This is a genomic window from Streptococcus sp. HMSC065E03, from assembly GCF_001815045.1.
Classification (GTDB): Bacteria; Bacillota; Bacilli; order Lactobacillales; family Streptococcaceae; genus Streptococcus; species Streptococcus parasanguinis_AD.
Genome location: NZ_KV818852.1, coordinates 376,575 through 399,214 on the forward strand (window position 1 = coordinate 376,575; position 22,640 = coordinate 399,214).

The window sequence follows — 22,640 nt, forward strand, 5'->3', positions numbered from 1 at the left end:
TAAGAGGCTAGGACTTTTGTCCCAGCCTCTTTTGAGTTAATGAAAACTTCCTTTGCTTAAAATGGTAATTTCCCTGCGAAAGCACCGAGTTTTTTCTTGGTTGCAGCATCAATTTCTTCAATGGCAGCATTGATGGCTTGAACCGTCATATCAGAAAGAGTTTCTGTATCTTCAGGATCGACCACTGCAACATTGAAATCAATGGAGACGACCTTCTTATCACCTGTAAGAGTCGCGACAACCAAATCTTGAGCAGATTTTCCGACAAATTGAGTTGCAGCTAGCTCCGCTTGGCTTTGCTCCATTTGCTTTTGCAATTTTTGAGCTTGCTTCATCATATTTTGCATATTCATCATAGCAATAACATTCCTTCCAAATTGTGAAATTTACAGTTCATTATACCATTTTTTAGACGCTTGGAAAAGCCTAGGTGAGGGAACTCTGACATCATGCCTGCTGTTTCAGGCAATTTCATGAAGAGAGAAAAGAGTTTTGAAATCTGTGGGCCTCATCTTCCCTTAAAAGCCAGAATGTTCTTTCAAATACTCCTCTTCTTCCTTGGTCGAAGGCCGTCCTAAGATGGCATTCCGATGTGGATAACGCCCAAATTGTTGAAGAATGTCCATGTGCATCTTCTCATACTTCAAACGCTTTTCTAAGCCCGGTTGATCAAATAGGCGCAGAGCTTCTTCATGAATGGTTAAAGATTCCGAATGCATAAAGGGCATGTAGAAAAAGCCTCTTTGTACAACTGGTAATTCTTGAGCTTGTGTTAGGCCTTCTTGGGCCAAGACCAAGGCCAGGGAATCTGTCGCAAAAGCTTGGGCAGTCCCTCGAAAAATATTGCGAGGAATTTGGTCCAAGAGCAAAATCTCTGCTAAACGCCCTTCTGCCGTAGCCCGCCAGTGAAACAATTCCCCACGACTGGCCTTCCAATAAAGTTCCTCAAAGCGCTCCCGCATTTCTTGATCCAGTGCTTCTGATTTTTTGAACCAATCCTCTGGCTTCAACTCTTCGAACCAGAACCTTATCACTTCCTTCATTGCTTAACCTGCCATAATTTTTTCTTTTGTTTTTTCATCCAATGCATCATTCATCCGGCCGTACTTATATCCAGCCAAATCCAAGGCTACATAGGTAAATCCGATTTTTTTCATGTAGTCATTGATCTTGTCATGCAGTTGGATGGCTTTAAGCAGATGGTCTTCTTCCACTTCGATGCGCGCCAAGTCTCCATGCACACGCACACGGACTTGCTCAAAGCCAAGTCCTACAAGGAACTCTTCCCCTTCAAAAACCCGTTGTACATTTTCTGAAGTGATTTTCACTCCGTATGGGAAGCGTGAGGCAACGCTACAAGATGGCACCTTATTCCAATTGGAGACCCCTCTTTCCTTGGCCAATTGACGAATTTCTGTCTTATAGAGGCCGGCTTCTTGCAAGACACTGCGGACACCCGCTTCGTCCCGAGCCTTGATACCAGGGCGAAAATCGTCGATATCATCCATAATATTGCCGTCTACCAATTGCTTAAAGCCCAGTTCTGTAACTGAATCCTTAATAGTTTGGTACATCAATTGTTTGGTGTAATACCAAATATTGGGCGTATTGGCAGCAATCCGTGGATCACTCAATTCTCTCATTTCCAGTCCAAGCACAGGTGCTCCTAGCTGATCGGCCAAGTCGAGCGCTAGATCGAATTCTTCATTTGAAAACATCTCAGAGTTCACGACGGCCGCAATAACATTGTCAGGTCCCAAGGTATCCAAGGCCACCTTCAAGAGATAAGAGCTGTCAATCCCACCTGAATAGGTAACGGCTACTTTTCCGATTTCCCGCAAAATATCTTGTAATTTTTCTTCTTTTTCTTTTCTGATTTGTGCTTCTGTTGCCATGTTAGAATGTTTCCCTTCCAATAAATTCTTCAATTCGTTCGATGTCCAAAATAACGATCTTTTGCTGTCGAATGTCTAAAACTCCCTCCCGCTTTAATTCGTTCAGTATGCGGTTGACACTGTTTCGGGTTGAGATCCCACAAAAACCAGCAATATCTTCATTGGTAATATTAAAATCAATCAAGATACCATCGTCCTGCTCTACCCCAAACAAACTGCACAGCTTTTGTAGGTGAAAACAAACTGCGCCTTTTTTCCCATTCATCATCATGTACTGCTGGGATTCCATACTCTCAGACAGTTTATTGCGATAATAATCCCGTACGTAATCTTGCAGTTCCTTTTTCTCTTTGACAAAGGTCCAGAACTTGACCCGAGGAATCCGGTAAAAACTAGCCTCAGCTGTCTCGACGCGCACGTTAAAAGGCGAGTCCGTATAATTGGATACCTCATCCCGTAACAAGGATACAATATCGGTCGCTTTTAAATAGGAAAAGTTAAATTCTCGACCATCACGCATGATGACACTGGTCTTGACAACCCCTTCTTTTAAAATATAGATATAGTCCTCTTTAATCCCGCGATAAGAGAGGTAGCTGTGGTATTTTTTCTTGATAATGGGCGTTCGCCTCTCTTCCAAGAATTTCACTAAAAATGCTGAATCCACGCGCGTTTTTCCTCCTGTTTTGGCTCTTCATAGAAGTCACACTAATGATACACCTGTTCAAAACGAACGACGTTAACATTTGTTGACATCAATTGGTGCACACCTCTTTTTAAAAAGAATTATACTATAAGTATCAGTATTAATAAAGGAGATCGCAAATAATGGTAGAAATTAAATTACCGTACGACAAAAAATCGATTGTTGCAAAGATTCCAGATGAAAACTTTGCAGGATTGTTAGAGTCTAAGGCGGAAAACTTCCATAACCCACTGTCTGAAGAAGAAACTGTTGAACGTTCAATGGACAACCCTATCGGCAGCCCTACTTTGGAAGAACTTGCTAAAGGCAAAAAAGACATCGTGTTGATCAGTTCTGACCACACTCGTCCCGTTCCTTCTCACATCATCACTCCAATCATTTTGCGTCGTATTCGCTCAGTTAACCCTGATGCACGCGTGCGTATCTTGGTTGCTACTGGTTTCCACCGTCCTTCAACTCGTGAAGAATTGATCAATAAATACGGCCAAGAAATCGTTGACAATGAAGAAATCGTTATGCACATTTCAACAAACGACGATGACATGGTGAAAATCGGTCAACTTCCTTCAGGTGGTGATTGTATCATCAATAAGATCGCTGCTGAAGCTGACTTGTTGATAGCAGAAGGATTCATCGAATCTCACTTCTTTGCTGGTTTCTCAGGTGGACGTAAATCAGTCCTTCCAGGTATCGCATCATACAAAACTATCATGGCGAACCACTCAGGTGACTTCATCAATTCTGATAAGGCACGTACTGGTAACCTTGACCACAACCCAATCCACGAAGATATGCTTTACGCTGCTCGTACTGCAAACTTGGCCTTCATCGTCAACGTTGTATTGGACGGCGAAAAACACATCATCGGATCTTTCGCTGGGGACATGGTTGAAGCCCACAAAGTTGGTTGTGACTTCGTTGCAGACTTGGCACGTGTGTCTAAGATCGAAAGCGACATCACAATTTCAACAAACGGTGGTTTCCCACTTGACCAAAACATCTACCAAGCTGTTAAAGGGATGACTGCAGCCGAAGCTTCTAACAAAGAAGGCGGAACAATCATCATGGTAGCTGGATGTGCAGACGGTCACGGTGGAGAAGGTTTCTATCGCAACCTTGCTGACGTAGAAGATCCAAAAGAATTCTTGGAACAAGCCATCAATACACCTCGTTTAGAGACTGTCCCAGACCAATGGACTTCTCAAATCTTGGCACGTATTTTGGTACACCACCATGTTATCTTTGTATCTGACCTTGTAGATCCTGAATTGATCAAAGGTATGCATATGGAACTTGCAACTTCATTTGACGAAGCGCTTGAAAAAGCCTTTGCTCGTGAAGGAAAAGATGCTAAAGTAACTGTTATCCGCGACGGACTTTCTGTCGTTGTTGAATAGAATCAAACATGGATTTTCAACCCAATCTAGAACAAACACTCCGTTCTTTGCAAGCGGGCCATCTCTCCGTTGAGGATGCGCTGGAGCAAATCAACGGGGTTAAAGAGCTAGGGTATGCAGCAATTGATACTGACCGGCAACGTCGCAACGGCTTCCCTGAAGTCGTATACGGCGAAGGAAAGACAGTTGAGCAAATTGAAGGAATCCTGCAATTTCTTTCACAGAAAGAATTGCCGATCCTCACAACAAGAGTCTCTCTCCAAAAGGGAGAGGCTCTTTCTCAGCGCTTTCCGACTGGCCACTATTATCCGGAAGCCCGCTGCTTCGTTCTCAACTCTAAAAAGGAAGAAGCCGATCCTGAACACTACATTGCGGTCGTCACAGCAGGGACAAGTGATGTTCCTGTTGCAGAAGAAGCTGCAGTCACTGCAGAAACCTTTGGCCATTCGGTTCGCCGAATCTATGATGTGGGAGTCGCCGGCATCCATCGCCTCTTCAATCGCTTAGAAGAGATCCAAAAAGCCAGTGTGATCATCGTGATTGCCGGTATGGAAGGAGCTCTTGTTAGTGTTGTAGGAGGTCTTGTGGATGTTCCCGTTATTGCCGTTCCGACCAGCATTGGATACGGAAGCAACCTTCAAGGGCTAACAACCTTGATGAGTATGTTGACCTCTTGCGCTTCTGGCGTAACGGTCGTCAACATTGATAACGGATTTGGTGCAGCTTATTCAGCATGTATGATCAATCGACTCAACCACAATCGAAAGGAAAACTGATGACCAGTCTATTTTTAGAACCTTTTTCTGGAATAAGTGGCGATATGCTCAATGGTCTTCTTGTGGACCTTGGGGCAGATGTCGAGCTTCTTCACACAGAACTCGAGAAACTGGGAGTGGATGGTTTCCACCTCCACGTTCATCGCGTCGCAAAGAGCGCAATTTGGGGAACTGATTTTGATGTTCACCTTCACCACGGGGAGAAAGATACGGGGATTGAAGGTGATTTTGATCACGATCATGAACATCATCACGATCATGAACACCATCACGATCACGAACATCATCACGATCATGAACATCATCATCACCATTCCCACGCGGATGCTCGCAGTTATGCGGATATCCACGATCTGATTGCCGCTTCACAGTTGAGTCCTTTTGTGAAAGAAAAGAGTCTTGAAGTCTTTCTTGATATCGCAAAGGCCGAAGCAGCTGTGCATAACATGCCTGTCGAACAGATTCATTTCCATGAAATTGGTGCAATTGACTCCATCGTCGATATCGTTAGCTTTTTCATCCTAGTGGAATCGCTCGGTATCGATACAGTTTACTCTACTCCTCTCACTGAGGGAAGTGGGACTATTTCAGTTGCCCATGGAGAAATGCCTGTTCCGGTTCCCGCTGTGATGCAGTTGAGAAAAGGAACGACTATTCCGATTACTCAAGACTTCACAGTTAAAACGGAGTTGATTACTCCGACAGGGTTAGCCCTCCTTAAAGCATTGTCACCAATCTTTGAACCAATCCCCTCTCACCTTTCCATCGAAAGTGTGGGCTATGGATTTGGTAAAAGAGAGACTGGAAAATTCAATGCTTTACGCGGTTCGCTATTGAAAGAAGACACCTCTCACAGCACCACTGTTGTTCATCGCACGGAAGATCAAATTATTGAGATCACCACTACGATCGATGATCAAACACCAGAGCAACTCGGTTATATTATCCACCGTTTCCTGGACGCTGGAGCTTTAGATGTCTACTATCGTAGCGTCGTTATGAAAAAGAATCGCCCTGGCTTTGAATTGATTCTCTTGATTCAAGGAAGTCAGTTGGAAGATTTTTCAGCCCTCTTGTTCAAAGAAACCAGTACCATTGGTTTTCGATACCAACAAGTCGACCGAAAGGTCATGCAACGTCGATTTGAACAAATCGATACGGAATTTGGACCCGTTACGGTAAAAATTAACCAGTACGGATCTACCACTAAAAAAACACTTGAATACGAAGACTGTCAGCGTATTGCTACGGAGATGCAGTTGCCGATTCAAGAAGTTTATCACCAATTACAAAAATACATTTATTAATTTAGGAGACATTAATTAACATGACACATCAATTACTTGCAGAAGTTATGAGTACAGCTTTGATGATTATCTTCGGGGTTGGCGTACACTGTGACGACGTTTTGAAGAAAACAAAATATGCTGGAACTGGACACTTATTCGCGATCACTACATGGGCATTCGGTATCACTGTCTGCTTGTTCGTCTTTGGTGGCGTTTCAATGAACCCTGCTATGGCTTTGCTGAAAGTCCTTCTTGGTAAATTGACAATCGCTCAATTCTTCCCAATTGCAATCGCTGAAATGATCGGTGCCTTCCTTGGTGCAGTCATTGCTTACTTTATGTACGCAGACCACTTCAAGATTTCTGAAGGTCAAATTGATGGTGTTGCTATCCGTAACATCTTCTCAACTAACCCTAACTGCCGTAACCTTCCACGTAACTACTTCGTCGAAGCGTTCGCAACATTTATCTTCTTGACATCTATCATGGCTGCTGAACACGCCAACGAAGCAATGCTTCCATTCACTGTTGGTTTGATCGTTTGGGCTATCGGTATGGGTCTTGGTGGTACTACAGGTTTCGCGATGAACCAAGCGCGTGACCTTGGACCTCGTTTCGCTTACCAAATCTTGCCAATCAAAGATAAAGTAAACAACGACTGGCAATATGGTCTTCTTGTACCAGGTACTGCTCCATTTGTTGGTGCTGTCCTTGCCTTCTTCTTCATCCGTTACTTCCTTGGAATCATGTAATAAGTTGATCGAAGAATCATTCAAAAGCAAGCATCGAAGGGTGCTTGTTTTTTTGATTCCTTCATTTTCCGAAGCCGTCCATAAAATGATATAATGGACAAAGCAAATCATGAAAGAAACAAAAGAAGGAAGAACGACATGACTCATTTTCACACCATTGTCATCGGTGGTGGCCCAGCAGGTATGATGGCGACCATTGCCAGCGCCTCTTATGGCCAACCTACACTACTAATCGAAAAAAATAAAAAGCTGGGTAAGAAACTTGCAGGTACCGGAGGGGGTCGCTGTAATGTCACAAACAACGGGACCTTAGACGATTTGATGGCCGGTATCCCTGGAAATGGCCGTTTCCTTTACAGTGTGTTTTCCCAATTTGATAATCATGATATCATCCAATTTTTTACCGATAATGGCGTCAAGTTAAAAGTCGAAGACCATGGCCGGGTCTTTCCTGTTAGTGATCAATCTCGCACCATTATTCAAGCCTTAGAAAATAAGATTCTTGAGCTTGGTGCTAGCATTGCCACCAACTGTGAAGTAGTCTCTGTCACCAAGCCAGAAGACGTCTTCATCGTCAAATCAGCTGAAAACACTTGGACAGCTGATAAGCTGATCGTTACGACTGGAGGCAAATCCTACCCTTCTACCGGCTCTACTGGCTACGGACACGAAATTGCCCGTCACTTCAAACATAACATTACGGATCTAGAAGCGACAGAAAGCCCTCTTTTGACATATTTCCCACACAAGGCCCTCCAAGGGATCTCTCTGACAGATGTGACCCTCAGCTACGGTAAACACATCATCACACACGACCTTCTCTTTACCCATTTTGGACTTTCTGGCCCTGCAGCCCTTCGGATGTCCAGCTTTGTTAAAGGCGGGGAAATCTTATCTCTGGACCTCCTTCCGACTACTTCTTCTCAAGACTTAAAAGACTTTCTAGAAGAGCATCGAGAAAAGGCCATTAAAAATAGCCTCAAAGCCCTGCTTCCTGAACGATTAGCTGATTTCTTGGCGCAAGGATTCCCTGAAAAAGCCAAGCAACTCACTCCTCTTCAAACAGAAGAGCTCATTCAAAAGATCAAAGAGCTACCTATCCCCGTCACTGGGAAGATGTCACTAGCCAAATCCTTTGTCACCAAGGGTGGTGTCAGCCTTAAAGAAATCAATCCTAAAACCCTAGAAAGTAAGCTCGTTCCTGGACTCCACTTTGCAGGAGAAGTCCTCGATATCAATGCCCATACAGGCGGTTTTAATATTACAGCCGCCCTCTGTACCGGTTGGGTAGCAGGGAGCCTTCATTATTAAAAAAAACGAACTCGATTTTCCATCGAGTTCGTCTTTTTATTGTTCTTTGGTTAATGAAAAACGGAAATCATTGTATTTGGTGTAGTCAAATTCTGTATTGACAGGCGCTGTGAAAACAATCGGGGTATAGTGTCCTTCTTCTAAGACAAAACCTGGCTCCAGTCGGAAGTTGGCTACACCTAGCCCTGTGATCCCAGGAAGCAAGGCATCAGCTCCATCCAATCCTTCTGACTCCCAATAGTAGATATTGCCTGTTGCTTTTACTGCTCTTGCTGTATAGGTAGCTGTCCGAGTTGGTTCGCTATCATTTTTGAAGCTAACCACTGTTGTCACATCTCCATTGGCATCCACTGTCATTTTAATCGCATCCGCTTGTGGGCTAGATCCTACCCAAGTTCCCACCAGTTCTGCAGGGACAGTAGCTTGCGTCGTAGTAGACGCATTGTCAGTCTTACTAGAGTCTTTTGCAGCTGTCGCGCTACTGGCTTGAGTCGAAGAGCTAGCTGTATCGTTTGCCTGAGAGGAAGATGCCGCACTCTTTTTGCTATTACTTTTGGCTTTTTTCTCTACCTTGCTGGTAGATGCTTTTTCGGATGAGGAAGCTGTTTTTTTATCCTTAGCACCACAACCACCGAGAGCTAGACCAAGTGAAGCAGCCACCAGAACAGCGGCACTCCAACGGAAGATTGATTTTTTCATACGATCACCTCTTTATCTTTCTGACTTCCATTATACTCCAATTGTTACAAAAATCAAGTTTTTTGTAACAATTGTAATTTTTTTGTAACATATTTTTCCATTTAAAACACCAATCGCAATAGGGCGATCAAGACAATTCCAAACAAAACGGTTCCCATAAGGTTTTTGTAACGAAAGGCGACAAAGAGACTGGGAATGGTCACTACTAGGTCCAACCAGTGAAACTGCGGGAGGCTTCCAATTTTTCCATCTACTAAGCTTGATAAAACCAAGGCAAAGATAATGGAAATGGGCAGGTATTTGAGAAAGCGGGTCACAGGAGCCGGCAGTCCCTTGTATTTGACTAAGAGGAAGGGCAAGATCCGAGGAATCCAGGTAACGAGGGCTGAGGCCAGAATGGCCATGAAGATATAACTATTCACGCGCATCACAGACCACCCCCACAAAACAGCCGATCAAGGTCGCAGCTAACACTGCTAGAGGTTGCGAAACAAAAAAGAGTAAGAGAAAGAAACTCACTGCTACTGCTAACAGCACCATGAGCATTGTCTTGGTCTTTTCTGTTAGTTGCATTCCTTGAAACTGGGCTGCAAAAATCCCAATAAACATAGCCACTAAGGCAAAATCAAGCCCAAAAGCCTTTGGATCAGGTAGGAGAGATCCCAGAGCTGTTCCGATAACCGTCGCACTGATCCAAGCCACATAGCCTACTAGATTGTTCCCATGCATCCAAGGAACTGTAATGGTATCCGTCTTTAACTTCTCACTCAAGTAGACCCCATAACTCTCATCGGTCAGGAGACTTCCAATCCCAATGGTATGAGCAAGGCTCGCATCCTTAAAATCCGTGGACGTATGCAGACTCATCAACATATTCCGGAGATTGATCAAACACACCGTCAAGGCCATATTCAGAATCGAAGAGTGGGCCGCAATCAGAGAGAGCATCGCAAACTGAGCTGCCCCAGCATAGACCAAGACACTCATCAAGGCCATCTCCAAAGGAGAAAGATAGGGAGACGCCACCACACCGCAAGCTAGGCCAATACTGATATAGCCCAAAGCAGTCGGTAGCGCGTCCCTCACCCCCTGCCAAAAATCTTTTTCCACTCTCTCACTCCTTTCTGAATCATTGACCTCTATTATAACACAAGAAAAAAAGTTGAAAAGGGACCAATGAGAGAGAATGGATAAGCCTCGATATATTTCTATCTCTCCCCTAATGATTCACTTTTAAATCCGACATCTCTAATGACATCTTTTCTTCTTGTGTCATGCTCTCGACAATTTGTTTTTGCTCGCTGGATATTGGCAAGATCAAAATCGTAGCAGATTGATCCGGCAATGCTCCACTGTCACTAATTTTATAGCCAATCCGTTGATGTTGATAAATGAATTGCCCATCATATTTCCAATTTAATGAAAAGTCAAAATCCTTATCAATTTGAAATCCAGCTTTGTTAATCAATAGAAAAACGGCATATTCTTGTTGATTAGATGAGAAAGTTGCTCCAGTATAGTTGATCGATAGGCTTCCTTTATTTCCAAGTTCTGGATGTTCCTTGGTTAATTTCTTCCCTAATTCAATTACATTTGATTCTTTTCCTTCATACTGTGGTCCCACCACAAACTGCAAGCCTTTTTCATTTTTAACAGTTGAAGACTCTTTTGAAATCTGCTCCGTTTTGCTCTGCGAAGAATCTTTTGATTCCTGTCGAGACTGGACGCATGCTGTTAATGATAGAAGCGCTACTAACAAAACGATCGTTTTTTCATCATTTCTACTCCTTTTTCTTGTCCATTTCATTCTAGTTACTTTTTTCGATGACTATCTCTTCTACACTATCAAACTGTAAATTCCCTGTTTTAGCTCCTAAAAGAACTGGAACTTTACCAAATTCAAAGGTCAATAGAAAAGCCGTAAGAATACCGCCTATCACCAAAAAGATCCCCTCTTGTCCATTATTGTTGAATAAATACATGGCTAAACAGGCCAGTAAGACAACATTTAATAGATGGGCATCAAAAATTTGCTTTCTTTCTGGTATCGGCTTGAAAGTCACCCTGTATCTCTTCCTCGCTGTAGGAAATAGATTCTTAACTTTTTTACGAGCCTTTGCTATAGAAAATCGAAAGAACGCAAAAGATATAAGCATGGCAACCATGAATAAGACCATCTTTAGAAAAATTTGCTGACTAATATCATACTCACTGAATAGATTTTGTAAGAGTCTATAAACCACTCCAACAAATGGCTGGACTATAATGGCTGCTGTCCCTCCTTTTATTTTATTGATGGGTGTGCCTGGAATTTCAACTTTTTTATTTACTTCCATCATCTCAACAGTGATAGCTTCCGTTGGCATCCCCCAATAATAGAGCTTAGGCTTCATGGTACTAGCATCTAACAGAAATTTTTTGCCATTGTACTCTACCAGTTGGTGACAGAAAATACTTGTTTCTTTATATTCTAACATCCTATTTACTTCCTACATGCTTTCAACATAGCGTCCTAGACGGTACTAACCTGATCAAATCCAGCTTTCTTCTCCCAACCTTCCAGATGAGGCTTTACTCAGCCAATTCACCACCTTTTCCATTGTAGTATTGTTTAAACTCATCATAAGAACGAATTTCATGTTCTTGACCATCTATTGAGTACCGAGCTTCAATTTTTACACCAGGTAAGGTGTCCTGTCCTTTAGGTGCAAACCAGTGAAGAAGAGTATCAAACCATTCCTTACTACTTAACAACTGTAATCTAGGTTCAATCCAGTACTCACCACTCAACATTTTCTCTTTGAATTCCGGATAAATTACAAATAAATTGATATCTGTATTTACATTCTTAGCCTGTTTCTGAAATTTAAATCCTGCTTGAAGGTCAAAACCGGTATTCTTATCGATTAATTCCATTAAATTTGTATAGTCTATTATTTTTTCCTTAACTGCACTGCCCTCTGGGATGGCATATTTGCTATAGTATTTCTGTTCATCCAACTTGTAATAAATATTTTTCCCATTTCCAATACTACGTTCCATTGCGCTACGAGAATCAAAATAGATTAGATCTACAACACTTACTCCACTATTAACATTTATTTGATAATCATAAATAAAGGCTTTTGGTGCTGTCTTACGAATCTCATCTAAAGCATTTACGGTTGTTTCTTTAAAATGATTGTCAATCTCGTAATATCGGAATCCGACATACTCCCATTTTATTCTGTCATCGGTTTTTACATAGTCAAAACCAACCAGATACTTCCCATCAACCAAGGTCAGATCCTTACTCAAAACAAATTGATTTTTCTCACCAAATAGCTGAACATCCTTGAGATTCCCTTCATGAATGATTTTTGTTGAGCTAGGTCTCTTTTCGATAGGTTTTTTCTTAGTCTCTGAAGGTTTAAAATAAAACACCAAACCAACTATAACACCCAATATGAAAACCAGTTTCAAACTTAAAATTTTTTTCAATACATCCACCTACTTTTCAAAATCCTCTTGACCATCAGAGATTTTCTTACTTACCATTTTCCACTTCTTGAGATATGATCTCTATCATATAAGGCCATTTGGATAATTGGTAATCAAATTTAAACATAAATATCACTAAAAAACTAATGAGCAAAAAGAGGACTGCAATGGTTTCATTGCCAATCACAAACAAAAGAATCGCGGCTACAGTTAGGAGTCTAAAAAGATTAAGGATACAGGTGAAGTACACCCTTCGTCTCTTCAAGGACCTGATCAATTTTTTTCCTTGATCCTCCTCTAACTTGGATGGCTGTAATTTCAGACTCGCATGGTAATATCGAATGATCCACGCCGCAAGAAAGTAGGAGAAGACACCTAAAATTGGAATCGTTCCAAGTCGTACCAACTGATTGTCGAATATTCCAGCCTCCGCTAATCCATCCGAAATTTTGTTGATAATAAATAATGTAATAGGGAGCAGTACATAAGACCAGTAGTTAGGAGAAGATGTCTCTTCTAGTATGACTTTTTCCTCCCAATCAAAATGGAAATTCTTGTTCTCCCATATTCCTAAATTAATCATTGTTTGCATAACAACCTCTTTTTCACTCTCCTTGTATGTTTTCTAAAAATTCTCTCAGTATCAATATGAAAAAGATTTACCGTTATAATACTTTTGAATCTCGTCGAACTGAGAGATTTTCGTATCCTTATTTTCTATACTCAGTTCTTTAGGTAGGTAAGCATGATCGTACACAGAAGAACCTAATTTAAGAAATTCTGATTCAAGATCTATCAATTCTTTTCCATTCGTAATGGCACCATTCTCAGAATTGATCACTTTATACGCAAAACCTTCTGGTTTTGAAAAGAGTTTAAATGCTGTCGGATAAGATGCTCTTAAATTGATATCCCCTTTGAAAGATTTTTCCTTCCAAAAATAATTATCAAACGGAAGAACTCCAGCAGTGTAGCCTTTACGGGTAGAAATGGAGAGATACACTCTATTTTTCTCATTAACTTCTTCTTCCGTTATTTCTTTATCGATTTTAAGGGTTTTAAGATTAAGCAAGAAATAACGTGACTGAGTTTGCTTCATAATTTTAATGATAGCGTAGTCATTCCCATTCATTTTTCGAAGAGTAGGGAAAGGACTATAGAGCTCAAAATCATCGTTTTTTACATACTCCACCATCATCTTCCAAAGATCGACTTCCTTTCGTTTCGCCTTACTCCCTGTCAAATCATAAATCTCTAAATGGGCAAATTCATCTGATTTCATTTTTTTCGATGGAATAATACCTCTTACTCTGTTCCTTTGTCTAACCAAATAATTAGAGTTCACCTCAACCCAATCTGATGAATCAGGAGACTTCAAAGATTTCTTCCGTTCTTTTTCATCAAACTTCCATTCGACCACAAGCCCATTTTTTGCACGGATAAATTGAAAGTCTTTAATATCAGATTTCGCATTATAGACCGAGAATTCGTAAGACTCTTTATCTTTGTCACTTTTTTCAATTTTCTTTTTTGATTCACATCCTGCAACCAGTAGCAAACAGACAGCAAAGACAAGAATCGTACCAATTCTATATTTATAGCTCTTCTCTTTCTTCATATCTATTCTCTTCCACCTCAGTTTCATTCCTTCTATCATACCGAATTTTCTTTCACCTCGCAAATCCGCTACTAGTTGGTGAGATTCCAGCAAAAAAGCCATTGGACCTTGCACATCCAATTGGCTCCTTTTTCTTATTCAATTCCTTCAAAGGCCAAGCTTGGTTTGGCATTGAGGTCCCAGCCTGCGAAGTTTTCTTTGTTCCATTCACTAACGCTAGCATAGGCAATCATCCCTGCATTGTCCCCGCAGAGACGCAGAGGCGGAATGATGACCTTAACATCCGTGATGTCAGAAGCCAAGCGTTCACGGAGACCTTGGTTGGCTGCGACCCCACCCGCAACGACTAGAGTCTTGACTGGATATTTCTCCAAAGCCTTCTTGGTCTTGGCCATGAGAATGTCTAAGACGGCTGCTTGGAAACTCGCTGACAGGTCCGCATTAGAGAGACTTTCCCCTTTTTGCTGGGCATTGTGGTGCAGATTGATAAAGGCCGATTTGAGCCCTGAAAAAGAAAATTCCAGATTGTCTTCTTTGATCATGGCCCGTGGAAAATCATAAATATCAGCCCCTTGGTGGGCTAGCTGATCAATCTCACGTCCTGCTGGATAGGTCAAGCCCATCACGCGCCCGACCTTGTCATAAGCCTCTCCTACAGCGTCATCACGGGTCTCTCCGACGATCTTATAATCCCCCGCTTCACTGACATAGACCAACTCGGTATGTCCTCCACTCACCAGCAAGGCTAAGAGCGGAAATTCTAAGGGCTCGACGCTTTGAGCGGCCATCAAGTGCCCCGCCATATGATTGACAGGAATCAAAGGAAGGCCGTGCACCCAGGCAAAGGCCTTAGCTGCAGCCAAGCCGACTAAAAGAGCCCCAACCAGGCCTGGGCCGTAAGTAACGGCTACAGCAGTGACCTCGTCTTCTGTGATGCCGGCTTCTTCTAGGGCTTCTTCAATACATGCCGTGATGACTTCCACATGGTGACGAGAGGCTACCTCAGGCACTACTCCACCAAAACGCTTGTGACTTTCGATTTGACTGGCAATGACATTGGATAAGAGTTGGTCGTCATTTTTCAAGACAGCCACGCTGGTCTCATCACACGATGTCTCAAAAGCCAAAATATATCTATCTTTCATTTGGGTTCCTCTTCATGATCACGGCATCCTCTATCGGATCGTGATAGTAGTTTTTCCTCCGTGCAATTTCTTCAAAATGCATTTTTTTGTATAGGCCTTGGGCCGGTTGATTGGACACGCGCACTTCTAAGAAAATCTCTTTTTGGTCCGGCAACTGCGCGAGTAACTGCTGAGCTAGGCCTCGGCCCTGAAAGGCGCGCTTGACCGCAATCTGCAAAACCTCTGCTTCATAGAGAGTATCTTGAATGGCGACAAACCCAAGGACTTGTCCCTCATCCACAGCTAGGAAATAGGAGATCGATTCCTGCTCTAAATCGGCTTCGATCTGCTCCAACTTCCAGGGACTAGCTTCATAGACATCTTCCATCACAGAGAGAATAGCGGCTGCATCCTGAATTCGCCCCTTTTTGATTTCTACTTTGATCATAGACGCTTGATGTAGGAGGTCGTTGTTTCCGTGTGGTCTTTGAGCCAGTTTTCCTCCGCTTCGACCCGTTTGAGATAATTGGGGACAAAATCATGGAGGCTAGCAGGTACTTGTTTGAGGCCGAGACGTCCGATTTTCACTGCATCTGGCAGTGTTTCAGAGCAAGTAGCACTTGGCAGGCTAGAGGCAATCTGCTCCTTAAAAGCCGTGACCTCTCCGACAAAGGTGACCTGCTCACTCGTTGCTGCACGCTCTAGGACTTCCTCAAATGGAAAATGCCCTTCTGGCGCGACCAGCTGATCTCCTTGGTAAAAACCCGCATAGACGTTGTTCCGACGGGCATCCATGACAGGTACTACCAAACCTTCTAGATCATCCGGCACTAGGGCTAAGAGGCTTGAAACCCCGACCAATTCAATCCCTAAAGTATGAGCCAAGGTCTTTGCGGTTGCGACTGCAATGCGCAGCCCAGTATAGCTCCCAGGACCTTCTGCCACCACGATGCGGTCCAAGTCCTTGGGTGTCAAGTCGATTTGTTGCATCAAAAAATCGATGACCGGCATCAAGGTGATACTATGATTCTTTTTAATGGTTAAAGTTGTTTCTGCAAGTAGAGTCTCATCTTCTAAAATCGCTACAGAAAGAGCCTTACTCGAGGTATCAAATGCTAATAATTTCATTTCCTACTCCTCTTGAACTGGATTATATTATACTACAAATTCCCTTCAAATCCCAGCGAAACTTTCCCTTAGAGTGCAGGATTTTCATATCCAAAACCTCTCAAAAGCTTCTCTATTATAGGTCTTTGCCTCTCTGACTTTTCCAGTCTATCTTTTACTTACAGGCGAATTTATGATATAATGATAATTAATTGTATCGAATCAGGTCCACTAGTTGCGAGTAGAAAACTCTAGTGATTGCACTCCTTCGCAGCTAACAAATAGACCGAAATAATGAAAGGAAAATTACTTCATGATTTACAAAGTTTTTTATCAGGAAACAAAAGAACGGAACCCTCGTCGTGAAACGACGCATGCACTTTATCTCGATATTGATGCACCGAATGAACGCGAAGGACGCATCCAAGCACGTCAATTGGTTGAAGCAAACACAGATTTCAACATTGAATTTATCACACCACTTTCTGAGCAACATCTTGCTTACGAGAAAGAGTCAGGTGCTTTTGAACTAACGGAGTACTAATCCATGGCTTATACCTTAAAACCTGAAGAAGTTGGTGTATTTGCCATTGGTGGACTTGGAGAGATCGGAAAAAATACCTACGGGATCGAATACCAAGATGAAATCATCATTGTCGATGCCGGGATCAAATTTCCAGAAGATGACCTCCTTGGGATCGACTATGTAATCCCAGATTACTCTTATATCGTTGACAATATCGATCGCGTCAAAGCGGTCCTCATTACCCACGGGCACGAAGACCACATCGGTGGGATTCCTTTCCTTTTGAAGCAAGCCAATGTCCCTATCTATGCTGGGCCTTTGGCGCTTGCCTTAATCCGTGGAAAATTAGAAGAGCATGGTCTTCTTCGTGATGCTAAACTCTACGAAATCAATCAAAACACTGAGCTTCAATTTAAAAATCTTAAAGCAACCTTCTTCCGTACGACTCACTCGATTCCAGAACCTTTAGGGATTGTGATTCACACCCCTCAAGGAAAGATTGTTTGTACCGGAGACTTCAAATTCGACTTCACACCTGTTGGGGAACCAGCTGACCTCCATCGTATGGCAGCTCTTGGAGAAGAAGGCGTTCTCTGCCTGCTTTCAGACTCAACCAACGCGGAAATCCCAACCTTTACCAACTCTGAAAAAGTGGTTGGCCAATCCATCATGAAGATCATCGAAGGGATCCACGGACGCATCATCTTTGCTTCCTTTGCTTCGAATATCTTCCGTCTCCAACAAGCTGCTGAGGCTGCTGTCAAGACCGGTCGCAAGATCGTCGTTTTTGGACGCTCGATGGAAAAAGCCATCGTCAATGGAATCGAGCTTGGCTACATCAAGGTCCCCGCTGGAACCATTATCGAGCCAAATGAGATCAAAGACTATGCGGCCAATGAGATCCTGATCATGTGTACAGGAAGCCAAGGAGAGCCAATGGCAGCCCTCTCTCGGATTGCCAACGGAACGCACCGCCAAGTGCAACTCCAACCAGGAGATACTGTGATCTTCTCTTCTAGTCCAATTCCTGGAAATACAACCAGTGTGAATAAATTAATCAATACGATTTCTGAAGCGGGTGTAGAGGTCATTCACGGGAAGATCAACAATATCCATACTTCTGGACACGGGGGGCAACAAGAACAAAAACTTATGCTCCGCTTGATCAAACCAAAATACTTCATGCCTGTCCATGGTGAATACCGGATGCAGAAGATCCACGCAGGACTTGCGCGTGATTGCGGAGTGGAAAAAGACAATATCTACATCATGAGTAATGGTGATGTCCTCGCTCTAACAGCCAACTCTGCTCGGATCGCAGGAAGCTTCAATGCTCAAGATATCTATGTCGATGGAAATCGCATCGGTGAAATCGGGGCTGCTGTCCTTCGTGACCGGAGAGACCTTTCCGAAGACGGTGTCGTTCTTGCTGTTGCGACTGTTGACTTCAAATCGAAGATGATCCTGGCTGGTCCAGACATCTTGAGCCGTGGTTTCATCTACATGCGTGAATCAGGAGATCTGATTCGTGAAAGCCAACGCATTCTCTTCAATGCTATTCGTATCGCCTTGAAGAACAAAGATGCCAATATCCAAACCGTCAATGGTGCGATTGTTAATGCCCTTCGTCCATTCTTATACGAGAGCACGGAACGTGAACCTATCATTATTCCTATGATTCTCACACCAGATGACGAAAATTAAAAAAACAACCAGTTGAGACCACTGTTTCAACTGGTTTTATGATGACTTTTTGAGGATCAAAAAGAGAGTGGGACAGAAATCGGTAATTCGTTAGAATTCGATTTCATCGTCCCACCTCCGCACAGTTGAGTAGGGCTGTAAAAGCTGATGAAATCAGCGTATTAGAGCCCACTCAACCACTGCATCTTGCTCGACATCCAAAAGAGGCTAGGACTTTTGTCCTAGCCTCTTTACTCTTGTTTCTTAATAAAGATCTAAATAGTTGTCTACTTCCCATTGGGATACGAAGGTAGCATAACTTGCCCATTCGATTCGTTTGGCTTCAAGGAAGCTGGTGTAGATGTGCTCACCCAAGGCAGCTTTCACCACTTCGTCTTCTGTCAAGGCTTTCAAGGCATTGTGAAGGGTAGAAGGGAGATCTGTGATTCCAGCTGCTCTACGTTCTTCTGGTGTCATCACATAGATATTTTCTTCGATCGGAGCAGGTGCTTCGATTTTATTTTCAATCCCGTGAAGGCCGACTTCAAGCAAGACTGCCAAGGCTACATAAGGATTGGCCATTGGGTCTACGGAGCGCAATTCTAAACGAGTTCCCATACCACGTGATGCTGGCACACGTACCAATGGGGAACGGTTGCGACCTGCCCAAGCGATATAAACGGGTGCTTCATATCCTGGCACCAAACGCTTATAAGAGTTAACCGTTGGGTTTGTCACCGCTGTAAAGTTATATGCATGCTTGATCAAACCACCCAAGAAGTGATAAGCTGTTTCTGACAATTGCATGCCCTTTGGATCTTCTGGATCAAAGAAGGCATTGTTGCCATCTTGGTCAAAGAGAGACATATTACAGTGCATACCTGATCCGGCAATTCCAAATTTTGGTTTGGCCATAAAGGTTGCATACAAGCCGTGTTTACGAGCGATGGTCTTCACAACGAGTTTAAAGATTTGGATCTTATCACAAGCGCGAAGCACTTCGTCATACTTAAAGTCGATTTCATGCTGACCAACGGCTACTTCGTGGTGGCTGGCTTCTACTTCAAAGCCCATCTTGGTCAAGACATTTACGATTTCACGACGAGTGTTATCTGCAAGGTCTGTTGGAGCCAAGTCAAAATAGCCACCTTTGTCGTTTACTTCAAGAGTTGGATCTCCATTTTCGTCCAACTTAAAGAGGAAGAATTCTGGTTCTGGTCCAAGGTTAAAGGATTTGAATCCAAGTTTTTCCATATGACGAAGGGCACGTTTCAAGTTGCCACGTGGGTCTCCTGCAAATGGTTCTCCTTCTGTCGTATAGACATCACAGATCAAGCCAGCTACGCTACCATTTTCATCTCCCCAAGGGAAGACTGTCCATGTATCCAAATCTGGGTAAAGATACATATCTGACTCGTTGATACGGACAAATCCTTCGATAGAAGAACCATCAAACATGGCTTTGTTTGAAAGAACCTTGTCCAGTTGCTCATCGGTAGCTGGAATTTCGACGTTCTTCATGGTTCCCAAAATATCAGAAAACATCAAGCGAATAAAAGTAACATTTTTTTCTTTTACTTCACGGCGAATATCTGCAGCAGTAATTGACATTTTTGTCTCCTTAAAATAGATTACAAGCTTATGAAATGATCAACGAAATTGACCATATGGCGATGGGGAAGATGTGAAGCGACTTTGCTGAAGAATGTCACGATGAAGAGCCTTACGAATGGCTTCTTGACTGACAACCTTGGTTTGCTCTTGCTCTTTTTCCGCATATTTCTTCTTAATATCCGCAATATTGAAGCCATCTGAGATATAATCTTTGATCTCAAGCAAGCGGTCCATATCGTCCAACGAATACATGCGGCGATTGCCTTCTGTCCGATCAGGAGAAATCAATCCCTGATCTTCATAATAACGAATCTGGCGAGCTGTCAAGTCGGTCAGCTTCATAACACTGCCAATCGGAAAGACTGCCAGCGAGCGTCGTAATTCCTTTTCCTTCATACCATTCCTCTTTCTATTCTATTATATCGAAAAAAAAATCTATGTCAAGATTAAATGTTATATAATCTTACATAGGTTTTTTGTGTTTCTTGAGAAAATCGCGAATGCGATCCACATCCGAATTGACCAAAATCGCAACGAAAACGCCAATAAAGGTCTCAAATATTCGGGCAAAAACATACAAGAAGGTTTCTCCGTTAGGAATCGAGAGGGTAATGATCAGCATTGCCGAAACTCCTCCGATAATTCCTGCTTTGTTATTCATAGCGACATTTGTCATAATGGTTAACATGGTCGCAATGGGTACAAAAATAAGAGTCACCCAATACTCCCCATGAAAGAGCGTTTTTAAAAGGAAGAACAATACAGCATAAAAACCTCCGATACTGTTGCCCATGACACGCGAAGCCCCGAAGTGGACACTCTTATCAAAGTCTTCCCTCAAACTAAAAACAGCTGTCAAGGTCCCGATCTGAAGGCCTCGCCAGCCAAATATTCCAAAAATAAGTAGTACAATAAAAACGGCAATCCCTGTTTTAAAGGTTCTCATCCCCAAACGGAATTTGGACCAATCAAATTTGTGTCGTTTAAAGTAATCCATGGTCACCTATCTTTCTATTTCTATTATTCTACCATATTTTCAGAAAGGAGAGAACAGATATCAATAGAAAGAAAAAAAGAGAGTGGGACAGAAATCGGTAATTCGTTAGAATTCGATTTCATCGTCCCACATCCGCACAGTTGAGTAGGGCTGTAAAAGCTGATGAAATCAGCGTATTAGAGCCCACTCAACCACTGCATCTTGCTCGACATCCAAAAACAATTGAGAGGCTAGGACTTTTGTCCCAGCCTCTTTCATTCTATTTAGATTATTTGTCTGTAAGAGCAGCCAATCCTGGAAGTTCTTTACCTTCAAGGAGTTCCATAGAAGCACCACCACCAGTAGAGATCCATGAGAATTTGTCTGCACGGCCAAGGTTGATCGCAGCAGCAGCTGAGTCACCACCACCGATGATTGATTTAACGCCTGGTTGTTTCACGATAGCGTCCATCACACCGATTGTACCAGCTTGGAAGTCAGGGTTTTCAAATACACCCATAGGTCCGTTCCATACAACTGTTTTCGCACCAGTCAATTCTTGGTCGAATTTAGCGATTGATTTAGGACCGATATCAAGACCAAGGAATCCTGGATCTACTGCTTCACCTTCAGTGTCTTTCACTTCAGTGTAGTCAGCAAATGCGTTTGCTTCTTTTGAGTCAACTGGCAAGATCAATTTGCCGTTTGATTTTTCAAGAAGAGCTTTCGCAACATCCAATTTGTCTTCTTCTACAAGTGAGTTACCGATTTCGATACCTTGTGCTTTGTAGAATGTGTAAGTCATCCCACCACCGATAAGGACTTTATCAGCTTTTTCAAGCAAGTTTTCGATAACACCGATCTTGTCAGATACTTTAGATCCACCAAGGATAGCTACGAATGGACGTTCTGGAGCTTCAACTGCTTCTTTGATATAAGCAATTTCGTTTTCAAGAAGGAATCCAGCAACAGCTTTATCAACGTTTGCAGAGATACCAACGTTAGATGCGTGTGCACGGTGAGCAGTACCGAATGCATCGTTTACGAAGATACCATCTCCAAGTGATGCCCAGTATTTACCAAGTTCAGGATCGTTTTTAGATTCTTTCTTGCCGTCAACATCTTCGAAACGAGTGTTTTCAACCAAGAGAACTTGTCCATCTTCAAGAGCGTTAACAGCTGCTTCCAATTCAGCACCACGTGTAACACCTGGGATAAATTTCACTTCTTGACCCAATTTAGCAGCCAAGTCAGCAGCTACAGGAGCAAGTGATTTACCTTCTTTATCTGCTTCTTCTTTTACACGTCCAAGGTGAGAGAAGAGGATTGCACGTCCACCTTGTTCAAGGATGTACTTGATAGTTGGAAGAGCTGCAGTGATACGGTTATCGTTAGTGATCACGCCGTCTTTTACAGGAACGTTGAAGTCAACACGAACGAGAACTTTTTTCCCTTTCAAGTCAACGTCTTTAACAGTCAATTTTGCCATTAGATATGACTCCTTCTTTTTTTAATACATGATAATTATATCACAAAAGCTGTAAAAGAGGTAGAAAAATCCAATGCTTTTCCCCTCTAATTCACAGGATCCGAACGACACTTCTAAATACAAGATCAAACCTCTCTGGTTTTCACCAGAGAGGTTTTTTGAGAGTGACTTTTTAAGTGAACGAAAGAATCCTGTAAA

Annotated in this window: 26 protein-coding genes; 7 read left to right on the top strand and 19 right to left on the bottom strand. The window is 42.7% G+C overall.

What is annotated here, in order from left to right:
* Positions 1 to 56: 56 nt before the first annotated feature.
* From HMPREF3002_RS06345 to HMPREF3002_RS06360, 4 genes are all read right to left on the bottom strand, one after another.
* On the bottom strand, positions 57 to 386 hold the full coding sequence (locus HMPREF3002_RS06345; protein ID WP_298615012.1) for a YbaB/EbfC family nucleoid-associated protein: 330 nt from the start codon (positions 384 to 386) through the stop codon (positions 57 to 59).
* A gap of 132 nt (positions 387 to 518) precedes the next feature.
* Positions 519 to 1,043, bottom strand: coding sequence for a DUF924 family protein (locus tag HMPREF3002_RS06350; RefSeq protein WP_049471959.1), 525 nt, complete (start codon positions 1,041 to 1,043; stop codon positions 519 to 521).
* Between the two features lie 3 nt (positions 1,044 to 1,046).
* Positions 1,047 to 1,895 (bottom strand): ATP-dependent sacrificial sulfur transferase LarE, encoded by an 849-nt coding sequence (larE, locus tag HMPREF3002_RS06355; RefSeq protein WP_070665645.1) that lies wholly within the window; start codon positions 1,893 to 1,895, stop codon positions 1,047 to 1,049.
* A gap of 1 nt (position 1,896) precedes the next feature.
* Positions 1,897 to 2,562 (bottom strand): Crp/Fnr family transcriptional regulator, encoded by a 666-nt coding sequence (locus tag HMPREF3002_RS06360; RefSeq protein WP_070594487.1) that lies wholly within the window; start codon positions 2,560 to 2,562, stop codon positions 1,897 to 1,899.
* Positions 2,563 to 2,723: 161 nt separating this feature from the next.
* Here HMPREF3002_RS06360 and larA point away from each other — a divergent pair, with 161 nt between their 5' ends.
* The 5 genes from larA (at position 2,724) to HMPREF3002_RS06385 (ending at position 8,126) form a co-directional block, all read left to right on the top strand.
* Positions 2,724 to 3,998 (top strand): nickel-dependent lactate racemase, encoded by a 1,275-nt coding sequence (larA, locus tag HMPREF3002_RS06365; protein WP_049489292.1) that lies wholly within the window; start codon positions 2,724 to 2,726, stop codon positions 3,996 to 3,998.
* 8 nt (positions 3,999 to 4,006) lie between these two features.
* The gene (larB, locus tag HMPREF3002_RS06370) at positions 4,007 to 4,774 is read left to right on the top strand and encodes a nickel pincer cofactor biosynthesis protein LarB (protein ID WP_023919185.1); all 768 of its coding nucleotides are present in this window, start codon (positions 4,007 to 4,009) and stop codon (positions 4,772 to 4,774) included.
* A complete protein-coding gene (larC, locus tag HMPREF3002_RS06375; protein ID WP_049503893.1) occupies positions 4,774 to 6,081 on the top strand; it encodes a nickel pincer cofactor biosynthesis protein LarC in 1,308 nt (435 codons plus the stop codon). Before larB ends, larC begins: the two co-directional genes overlap by 1 nt.
* 20 nt (positions 6,082 to 6,101) lie before the next feature.
* A complete protein-coding gene (larD, locus tag HMPREF3002_RS06380) occupies positions 6,102 to 6,815 on the top strand; it encodes a D/L-lactic acid transporter LarD (RefSeq protein WP_049489294.1) in 714 nt (237 codons plus the stop codon).
* 138 nt (positions 6,816 to 6,953) lie between these two features.
* Complete coding sequence (locus HMPREF3002_RS06385; RefSeq protein ID WP_070665647.1) at positions 6,954 to 8,126, top strand: aminoacetone oxidase; 1,173 nt, start codon at positions 6,954 to 6,956, stop codon at positions 8,124 to 8,126.
* A gap of 36 nt (positions 8,127 to 8,162) precedes the next feature.
* On the opposite strand, the gene HMPREF3002_RS06390 is transcribed toward HMPREF3002_RS06385, so the two are convergent.
* The 11 genes from HMPREF3002_RS06390 to tsaB form a co-directional block, all read right to left on the bottom strand.
* A complete protein-coding gene (locus tag HMPREF3002_RS06390) occupies positions 8,163 to 8,825 on the bottom strand; it encodes a hypothetical protein (RefSeq protein ID WP_070665650.1) in 663 nt (220 codons plus the stop codon).
* Positions 8,826 to 8,926: 101 nt separating this feature from the next.
* Positions 8,927 to 9,253: an AzlD domain-containing protein gene (locus tag HMPREF3002_RS06395; protein WP_023919193.1), complete on the bottom strand. Its 327-nt coding sequence runs from the start codon at positions 9,251 to 9,253 to the stop codon at positions 8,927 to 8,929.
* Positions 9,240 to 9,935, bottom strand: coding sequence for an AzlC family ABC transporter permease (locus HMPREF3002_RS06400; RefSeq protein ID WP_023919195.1), 696 nt, complete (start codon positions 9,933 to 9,935; stop codon positions 9,240 to 9,242). The genes HMPREF3002_RS06395 and HMPREF3002_RS06400 overlap by 14 nt, the downstream gene beginning before the upstream one ends.
* Positions 9,936 to 10,044: 109 nt before the next feature.
* On the bottom strand, positions 10,045 to 10,632 hold the full coding sequence (locus tag HMPREF3002_RS06405) for a hypothetical protein (RefSeq protein WP_023919197.1): 588 nt from the start codon (positions 10,630 to 10,632) through the stop codon (positions 10,045 to 10,047).
* A 1-nt stretch (position 10,633) separates the two neighbouring features.
* Complete coding sequence (locus HMPREF3002_RS06410) at positions 10,634 to 11,302, bottom strand: DUF443 domain-containing protein (protein ID WP_023919199.1); 669 nt, start codon at positions 11,300 to 11,302, stop codon at positions 10,634 to 10,636.
* A 94-nt stretch (positions 11,303 to 11,396) separates the two neighbouring features.
* Positions 11,397 to 12,314 carry a hypothetical protein gene (locus HMPREF3002_RS06415; protein WP_225305912.1) on the bottom strand — a complete coding sequence of 306 codons (918 nt, stop codon included), beginning with the start codon at positions 12,312 to 12,314 and terminating at the stop codon, positions 11,397 to 11,399.
* A 37-nt stretch (positions 12,315 to 12,351) separates the two neighbouring features.
* Complete coding sequence (locus HMPREF3002_RS06420; RefSeq protein ID WP_023919203.1) at positions 12,352 to 12,897, bottom strand: hypothetical protein; 546 nt, start codon at positions 12,895 to 12,897, stop codon at positions 12,352 to 12,354.
* 51 nt (positions 12,898 to 12,948) lie between these two features.
* A complete protein-coding gene (locus HMPREF3002_RS06425; protein WP_023919204.1) occupies positions 12,949 to 14,037 on the bottom strand; it encodes a hypothetical protein in 1,089 nt (362 codons plus the stop codon).
* A gap of 20 nt (positions 14,038 to 14,057) precedes the next feature.
* On the bottom strand, positions 14,058 to 15,068 hold the full coding sequence (gene tsaD, locus HMPREF3002_RS06430; protein WP_023919206.1) for a tRNA (adenosine(37)-N6)-threonylcarbamoyltransferase complex transferase subunit TsaD: 1,011 nt from the start codon (positions 15,066 to 15,068) through the stop codon (positions 14,058 to 14,060).
* Positions 15,058 to 15,495 carry a ribosomal protein S18-alanine N-acetyltransferase gene (rimI, locus tag HMPREF3002_RS06435; RefSeq protein ID WP_023919208.1) on the bottom strand — a complete coding sequence of 146 codons (438 nt, stop codon included), beginning with the start codon at positions 15,493 to 15,495 and terminating at the stop codon, positions 15,058 to 15,060. Before rimI ends, tsaD begins: the two co-directional genes overlap by 11 nt.
* A complete protein-coding gene (gene tsaB / locus HMPREF3002_RS06440) occupies positions 15,492 to 16,175 on the bottom strand; it encodes a tRNA (adenosine(37)-N6)-threonylcarbamoyltransferase complex dimerization subunit type 1 TsaB (protein ID WP_023919210.1) in 684 nt (227 codons plus the stop codon). Before tsaB ends, rimI begins: the two co-directional genes overlap by 4 nt.
* A gap of 292 nt (positions 16,176 to 16,467) precedes the next feature.
* Here tsaB and HMPREF3002_RS06445 point away from each other — a divergent pair, with 292 nt between their 5' ends.
* The gene (locus tag HMPREF3002_RS06445; protein WP_021153967.1) at positions 16,468 to 16,698 is read left to right on the top strand and encodes a DNA-directed RNA polymerase subunit epsilon; all 231 of its coding nucleotides are present in this window, start codon (positions 16,468 to 16,470) and stop codon (positions 16,696 to 16,698) included.
* Between the two features lie 3 nt (positions 16,699 to 16,701).
* A complete protein-coding gene (rnjA, locus tag HMPREF3002_RS06450) occupies positions 16,702 to 18,384 on the top strand; it encodes a ribonuclease J1 (protein ID WP_023919212.1) in 1,683 nt (560 codons plus the stop codon).
* Between the two features lie 243 nt (positions 18,385 to 18,627).
* Here rnjA and glnA read toward each other — a convergent pair whose 3' ends face one another.
* The 4 genes from glnA to pgk all read right to left on the bottom strand — a co-directional run bounded on the left by glnA (position 18,628) and on the right by pgk (position 22,442).
* Positions 18,628 to 19,974: a type I glutamate--ammonia ligase gene (gene glnA, locus HMPREF3002_RS06455; protein WP_049474644.1), complete on the bottom strand. Its 1,347-nt coding sequence runs from the start codon at positions 19,972 to 19,974 to the stop codon at positions 18,628 to 18,630.
* Positions 19,975 to 20,013: 39 nt separating this feature from the next.
* Positions 20,014 to 20,373 carry a MerR family transcriptional regulator gene (locus HMPREF3002_RS06460; RefSeq protein WP_049474643.1) on the bottom strand — a complete coding sequence of 120 codons (360 nt, stop codon included), beginning with the start codon at positions 20,371 to 20,373 and terminating at the stop codon, positions 20,014 to 20,016.
* Between the two features lie 67 nt (positions 20,374 to 20,440).
* Positions 20,441 to 20,974, bottom strand: coding sequence for an FUSC family protein (locus HMPREF3002_RS06465; RefSeq protein WP_049474642.1), 534 nt, complete (start codon positions 20,972 to 20,974; stop codon positions 20,441 to 20,443).
* A 268-nt stretch (positions 20,975 to 21,242) separates the two neighbouring features.
* On the bottom strand, positions 21,243 to 22,442 hold the full coding sequence (pgk, locus tag HMPREF3002_RS06470) for a phosphoglycerate kinase (protein ID WP_003008876.1): 1,200 nt from the start codon (positions 22,440 to 22,442) through the stop codon (positions 21,243 to 21,245).
* Positions 22,443 to 22,640: the final 198 nt, after the last annotated feature.

What these genes read in the sequence shown, in the direction of transcription:
- larB (WP_023919185.1), top strand. Translation starts at nt 4,007, where the DNA reads ATGGATTTTCAACCCAATCTAGAACAAACACTCCGTTCTTTGCAAGCG.
- rnjA (WP_023919212.1), top strand. Translation starts at nt 16,702, where the DNA reads ATGGCTTATACCTTAAAACCTGAAGAAGTTGGTGTATTTGCCATTGGT.
- tsaD (WP_023919206.1), bottom strand. Translation starts at nt 15,068, where the DNA reads ATGAAAGATAGATATATTTTGGCTTTTGAGACATCGTGTGATGAGACC.
- HMPREF3002_RS06420 (WP_023919203.1), bottom strand. Translation starts at nt 12,897, where the DNA reads ATGCAAACAATGATTAATTTAGGAATATGGGAGAACAAGAATTTCCAT.
- HMPREF3002_RS06385 (WP_070665647.1), top strand. Translation starts at nt 6,954, where the DNA reads ATGACTCATTTTCACACCATTGTCATCGGTGGTGGCCCAGCAGGTATG.
- larE (WP_070665645.1), bottom strand. Translation starts at nt 1,895, where the DNA reads ATGGCAACAGAAGCACAAATCAGAAAAGAAAAAGAAGAAAAATTACAA.
- rimI (WP_023919208.1), bottom strand. Translation starts at nt 15,495, where the DNA reads ATGATCAAAGTAGAAATCAAAAAGGGGCGAATTCAGGATGCAGCCGCT.
- larC (WP_049503893.1), top strand. Translation starts at nt 4,774, where the DNA reads ATGACCAGTCTATTTTTAGAACCTTTTTCTGGAATAAGTGGCGATATG.
- HMPREF3002_RS06460 (WP_049474643.1), bottom strand. Translation starts at nt 20,373, where the DNA reads ATGAAGGAAAAGGAATTACGACGCTCGCTGGCAGTCTTTCCGATTGGC.
- HMPREF3002_RS06405 (WP_023919197.1), bottom strand. Translation starts at nt 10,632, where the DNA reads ATGAAATGGACAAGAAAAAGGAGTAGAAATGATGAAAAAACGATCGTT.
- HMPREF3002_RS06465 (WP_049474642.1), bottom strand. Translation starts at nt 20,974, where the DNA reads ATGGATTACTTTAAACGACACAAATTTGATTGGTCCAAATTCCGTTTG.
- glnA (WP_049474644.1), bottom strand. Translation starts at nt 19,974, where the DNA reads ATGTCAATTACTGCTGCAGATATTCGCCGTGAAGTAAAAGAAAAAAAT.
- HMPREF3002_RS06395 (WP_023919193.1), bottom strand. Translation starts at nt 9,253, where the DNA reads ATGCGCGTGAATAGTTATATCTTCATGGCCATTCTGGCCTCAGCCCTC.
- HMPREF3002_RS06350 (WP_049471959.1), bottom strand. Translation starts at nt 1,043, where the DNA reads ATGAAGGAAGTGATAAGGTTCTGGTTCGAAGAGTTGAAGCCAGAGGAT.
- larD (WP_049489294.1), top strand. Translation starts at nt 6,102, where the DNA reads ATGACACATCAATTACTTGCAGAAGTTATGAGTACAGCTTTGATGATT.
- larA (WP_049489292.1), top strand. Translation starts at nt 2,724, where the DNA reads ATGGTAGAAATTAAATTACCGTACGACAAAAAATCGATTGTTGCAAAG.
- HMPREF3002_RS06410 (WP_023919199.1), bottom strand. Translation starts at nt 11,302, where the DNA reads ATGTTAGAATATAAAGAAACAAGTATTTTCTGTCACCAACTGGTAGAG.
- HMPREF3002_RS06445 (WP_021153967.1), top strand. Translation starts at nt 16,468, where the DNA reads ATGATTTACAAAGTTTTTTATCAGGAAACAAAAGAACGGAACCCTCGT.
- HMPREF3002_RS06390 (WP_070665650.1), bottom strand. Translation starts at nt 8,825, where the DNA reads ATGAAAAAATCAATCTTCCGTTGGAGTGCCGCTGTTCTGGTGGCTGCT.
- pgk (WP_003008876.1), bottom strand. Translation starts at nt 22,442, where the DNA reads ATGGCAAAATTGACTGTTAAAGACGTTGACTTGAAAGGGAAAAAAGTT.
- tsaB (WP_023919210.1), bottom strand. Translation starts at nt 16,175, where the DNA reads ATGAAATTATTAGCATTTGATACCTCGAGTAAGGCTCTTTCTGTAGCG.